At 72.6% G+C, this 4,622-nt stretch carries 4 protein-coding genes and 1 pseudogene; 3 read left to right on the top strand and 2 right to left on the bottom strand.

Translation table 11 applies throughout. From position 1 onward, the window contains the following. Window positions 1-111: 111 nt before the first annotated feature. Window positions 112-477, bottom strand: coding sequence for a hypothetical protein (locus ACZ60B_RS42615; protein WP_469397388.1), 366 nt, complete (start codon window positions 475-477; stop codon window positions 112-114). Between the two features lie 517 nt (window positions 478-994). Here ACZ60B_RS42615 and ACZ60B_RS42610 point away from each other — a divergent pair. Both ACZ60B_RS42610 and ACZ60B_RS42605 read left to right on the top strand, forming a co-directional pair. Next, entirely contained in the window at window positions 995-1,639 is a 645-nt protein-coding gene (locus ACZ60B_RS42610; protein WP_469397385.1) for a GAP family protein, read from the top strand. Window positions 1,640-1,664: 25 nt separating this feature from the next. Next, window positions 1,665-1,835 (top strand): annotated as a pseudogene (locus tag ACZ60B_RS42605) (GntR family transcriptional regulator); the annotation flags it as partial. Between the two features lie 387 nt (window positions 1,836-2,222). Here ACZ60B_RS42605 and ACZ60B_RS42600 read toward each other — a convergent pair. After that, window positions 2,223-2,756, bottom strand: a complete 534-nt coding sequence (locus ACZ60B_RS42600; RefSeq protein ID WP_469397381.1) for a 2'-5' RNA ligase family protein — start codon at window positions 2,754-2,756, stop codon at window positions 2,223-2,225. Window positions 2,757-2,980: 224 nt separating this feature from the next. On the opposite strand from ACZ60B_RS42600, the gene ACZ60B_RS42595 reads away from it, so the two are divergent. Beyond that, window positions 2,981-4,438, top strand: a complete 1,458-nt coding sequence (locus ACZ60B_RS42595) for an amidase (RefSeq protein WP_469397377.1) — start codon at window positions 2,981-2,983, stop codon at window positions 4,436-4,438. Window positions 4,439-4,622 lie beyond the last annotated feature (184 nt).

Here is a 4,622-nt window from a genome sequence, read left to right as displayed (position 1 = left end):
TGTCCGGCGGCGGCCTCGGGCAGCGAGCCCTCACCGAAGCGCGCGGGGCGGCACAGAACACTTCGGCCGGCTGAGCGGGTGCGACCGACATCGCCAGTGCTCGACCCAGGGTCAACTCCGTCGGGCCCTGGCGAGGATGTCGAAGTCTCGCCGACGAAACACGAGCCGCGGGAAGAACCGGCCCTCCACGTCGAACTCGAACGAAAAGGACCCGATCATCGTCCGGTCCCGGTGCGCGATGCGAACGGAGACGGAAGTGTCGGGAGCGTGCCAACCCGACCCGAAGGGGCCTATCTGGTTGATCCTCGCGTGAATTCGGTTGCCGTGGACCAGAGCGGCACAGCCGTGTTCGCGGGCCTTCTCTTCCGGGACGCCGCCGGCCCAGCGGCTGAACTCGTCGAGATATCCGTACTCGGACAGCTCCCGCAGGGTGATCCTCTCCATCCGCACGTCCTGCGGGCCGTCGAGGAACACCATGAGCTGCGGCACCCCCTTTCGGCGCCGCCAGTGGGCGGGGAGGCCCCGCAGGACGCACTCCAGCACGCGGAGGACATCCGCGCGCACCGCGGGATCCATCGACTGAAGTTCTCCGAGCACGTATCCGCCGTCATCGTCCACCGCTCAAGGGTCCACGAGAACAACCATCGGCTCAACTGCAGGGACAGCGGCCCGCGTTCGTCTCCGTCCGGCCGGCACGGGCGTTCATCCGAGGGTGATGGGGTGTCGGACTTCGGGAGAGGACGGCGGGCTTGTGCCGGAAGACGGCGTCCGCACCCTCGAAGGCCCTGCCGACAGCCCGGCCCTTCCAGGACACGGATCACCCGCCTGCCCCGTACGGAGGCTTCGGCGTGGCCTGCTTGACCCGTGGGGCCGGGGGCCGCAGAGTCTGGGTGCGGCGCCCGACCGCCGGCACCCCGGCCCGCCGGGCACGCCCGCGCGAGACGCCCGTCCGGAAGTCGCCGGGTGGCCCTGACCCTGGGGAGCAGCTGTGCCGATGGCCGTCGACCTGGTCGTGATCGGTACGGCCATCACCTTCGGGCCCCTGCACAACAGCGCCTTCATCCTGCTCCTCGCCTCACGCCGCGGTGTCCGCAAGGGCCTTGTCTTCCTGCTGTCCTGGCTGGCCGACCTGATCGCCGTGATCGCCTGCGTGATGCTGCTGACCGGTGGGAAACCGCTCGTCCACCACAGCGCCCCCTCGACCGCCGCGATCGCCGCCAAGCTCGCGATCGGCGTCGGCCTGGTCCTGTTCGGCAGCCATCGGTACCGGCAGCTTCCCCGCCCCTACCGGCCGCCGCACTGGACGGCCCGCATCGACAACGCCTCCCTCGGCACCGCCGCCGCACTCGCCTGGCTCCTCCAGCCCTGGGCCATGGTCGCCGCCGGCGCCGCCACCGTCGTCGACGCCGACCTGTCCACCCTCAGCGACTGGCTCACCCTCACCGGGTACTGCGTGCTCGCCACCCTCAGTCTCCTGATCATGGAGCTGTACGCCGTCCGGGCACCCGACGCCTCCCGGGCCCGCCTTCGCGCCCTGCGGACCTGGCTCGAACGACACCAGGAGCAACTGATCATCACCTTGTCGATCGTGGCCGGACTCTGGCTCACCGGCAGCAGCATCGACGCACTCGCCAACTGACACCCGCCGAGCGCTGTGAGCGGGGATTTCGCCTGACCGCGTCGTCGGGTCCATCGCCTCCGGTCAACTCGTCGAAGGCAGCTCACTCCCCTCGACACGTCAGCTCGCGGTGGATCTGGGCATCAACTTCCACACCGTGAACAAGGCGTACGACCTGCTGCGACGTGAAGGGCTGCTGCGGGTCGACCGCAAGAGCGGCGCCCTGGTGCAGCGCGACACCCGCAGCGGTCCGCCCGAACCGGGGTTCACCGCCGAGTGGGAGACCCGGTTGCGGACCCTGCTCGCCGAAGCGGTCGCCCACGGGAGCGACGACCCGGCGGTACTGGACGGCTGCCGCTCCGTCCTCGGCTCGTTCACGACCCCCGCGCCCGCCCCACGGCACGCGAACCCCGGCGCAGAGCGGCGCGGTGGCGGAGCGGTGGCGGAGCGGAGCACCGGCGCGGTGGCGGAGCGGAGCACCGGCGTGGTGCGGCGCTTCTCCTCCTGCGCTGAGGACGGCCGCCGGCGACCGACGGGGTCTCGCTCAGGCGCCCGGCCAGGGCCTGGCGACCCGAGTCGGCGCATCAGGGAGACACCTGCCGTGTCAGGGACGGGGCCCCAGCACTTCCAGGGCGCCGGTCTCCGTGTCGTAACTGCGCAGGGTGGTGAGCCGTACCGACAACGGCGGCGTCGGCAGCAGTTCGGGGATCCGCCGGCCGGCGAAGGCGCCGGACCGTCGGGAACGGCCGAGGGTGACGTGCGGACTCCAGTGCGCGGGGTCGTGGAGGGGGTTGAGGGTATCGGGCGGACTGTCCGAGGCCACCGCGTCCCACGCCCGGCGGTGCAAGTCGGCCAGGGCCGCGTCGAGTCGGAGGGCCCAGGCCAGCACCGAGGTCGGCCGCTCGAAGCGGACCACGCCGGCGAACCGCACCGGCAGCGGCAGGGCGGCGGCCACCTCGGCGAGCTCCCAGCGGATCGGGGCGGTCAGCTCCGGGCAGGCGGCCAGGGTCAGGTGCGGGCTGTTGGTCGGTGAGCGGAGGCGCGCCTGGCTGGGCAACCCCGCGTCCGCGAGCCGTCGCCAGGCCTCCCGGACCGCGAAGTCCGCCGCCTCGTCCAACAAGACCTCGACCGTGCGCATCGGCGCAGCCTACCGGCGTTGGACCGCGGTTTCCGGCACCGGGTCGCGACCGTCCACGCCATCACCGACCCCCACCCCGGACCCGTCGGCCACCAAGGAGGCCTCATCCTTGACAGCTTCGGCACCGGGGACCACGATGGCTAGATCAAACGTCGTCCTATAACGACGTTACACAACAGGATGGGCATCCGCGCCGCGCCGGGCGCGCCGTCGTAGAGGCGATCATGGAACACGACTCCCCCGCCACCGAACCGTGGCAGCTCTCGGCCGTCGAACTCGCGGCCGCGATCCGCAACCGCACGCTCTCCTCGGCCGACATCGTGCGGTCCTGTCTGGACCGCATCGACGCCGTCAACCCTCGTGTCAACGCGCTCGCCGACGTCCGCCCCGAGGAGGCCCTCGAGCAGGCCCGGACCGCCGACCGGCGCACGGCCTCGGGCGCCGAGCTCGGCCCGCTGCACGGCGTCCCCGTCTCCACGAAGATCAACACGGACCAGCGGGGGTACGCCACCAGCCACGGCGTCGTCGCCCTCGCCGGGACCCCGGCCGCGCGGGACGCCGCCTGCGTGACGGCGCTGCGCGACGCCGGTGCCGTGCTGGTCGGCCGCAGCAACGCCCCGGCCTTCTCCTACCGCTGGTTCAGCACCAACGACCTGCACGGCCGCACGCTCAACCCCTGGGCGGCCGACCGCACCCCCGGTGGCTCCAGCGGCGGCGCGTCCGCGAGTCTGGCCGCCGGCATGACGCCGATAGCCCAGGGCAACGACATCGGCGGGTCGATCCGGTATCCGGCCGCCTGCTGTGGCGTGGTGGGCATCCGCCCGACCGTCGGCCGGGTGTCCAACTGGACGGAGCCGGTGTACGTCGACACTCCGGCCGGCCGTCAGCAGCTCGTCATGCCGCCGACCGTGCTGAACTGCGCCGTCGAGGGTCCGCTCGCCCGCACGGTGGCCGACGCCCGGCTGGCCCTGCGGGTGATGACCACCCCCGACCTGCGGGATCCGGTCGGCGTCCCCGCTCTCCCGGACCGCCCCGCACCCGGCGCCCTGCCCCGCGTCGGCGTCGTACGCGGCATCGGCACGGTCCCGAACCATCCCGCCGTGGAGAAGGCTCTCGACGAAGCCGTCGCGAAGCTGACCGACGCCGGCTACCAGGTCGAGGAACTGGACGGACTCCCCCTGCTCGCCGAAGCCGCACGGCTGTGGTCCCTGCTCATCTACGAGGACTTCCGGTCCACCATGCCGACCGTCGAGCAGCTCGGCGACGCGGACATCCGCGCCTCGCTCAAGTACTCCTTCGCCGCGGCGGCCGGGCAGTGGGGCGACTCCCCCACCCTGGCGGAGTACATCCACGGCTGGTCCCGGCGCGGGGCACTGGTCGCCGAGCTCCAGCAACTGCTCGGCCGGGAACGGCTGCTGCTCACCCCGGTGTCCGCGGAGCCCCCGTTCGAGCAGGACGCCGACATCGCGAGCCCCGAGCGGGCCGCGCAGCTCGTGGCGGCGATGTGGCCGATGGCCGCCGTCCCGATCCTCGGCTTCCCGGCGGCCACCGTGCCCAGCGCCCTCGTCGACGGCCTGCCGATGAGCGTGCAGCTGATCGGCGGGCGCTTCGAGGAGGAGATGGTGCTCGACGCCGCCCAGGCCGTCGAGGACCGAACCCCCCGGCTGATCCCCGTACTCTGAGCCGGCACGCGGGCGCGAAGAACACGAACGAGGGCCTTGCGGCTCGAGACGGATCGCAACATCCGTACCGAGCCGCAAGGCCCTCGTGCCGTGTCACGGCCGCCCGCCGTAAAACGTCGTCGCCCGGGGCGGGGGTCGACCCCCGCCCCCGGCGCAACCCACACCGGGCGCCCCCCACGGCCGG

It is taken from the genome of Streptomyces sp. NPDC104096 (assembly GCF_055584385.1).
The sequence above is the reverse complement of the archived record's forward strand: the minus strand, read 5'-3'. Positions and strand labels throughout refer to the sequence as shown.

What these genes read in the sequence shown, in the direction of transcription:
- ACZ60B_RS42615 (WP_469397388.1), bottom strand. Translation starts at nt 477, where the DNA reads ATGGTGTTCCTCGACGGCCCGCAGGACGTGCGGATGGAGAGGATCACC.
- ACZ60B_RS42610 (WP_469397385.1), top strand. Translation starts at nt 995, where the DNA reads ATGGCCGTCGACCTGGTCGTGATCGGTACGGCCATCACCTTCGGGCCC.
- ACZ60B_RS42600 (WP_469397381.1), bottom strand. Translation starts at nt 2,756, where the DNA reads ATGCGCACGGTCGAGGTCTTGTTGGACGAGGCGGCGGACTTCGCGGTC.
- ACZ60B_RS42595 (WP_469397377.1), top strand. Translation starts at nt 2,981, where the DNA reads ATGGAACACGACTCCCCCGCCACCGAACCGTGGCAGCTCTCGGCCGTC.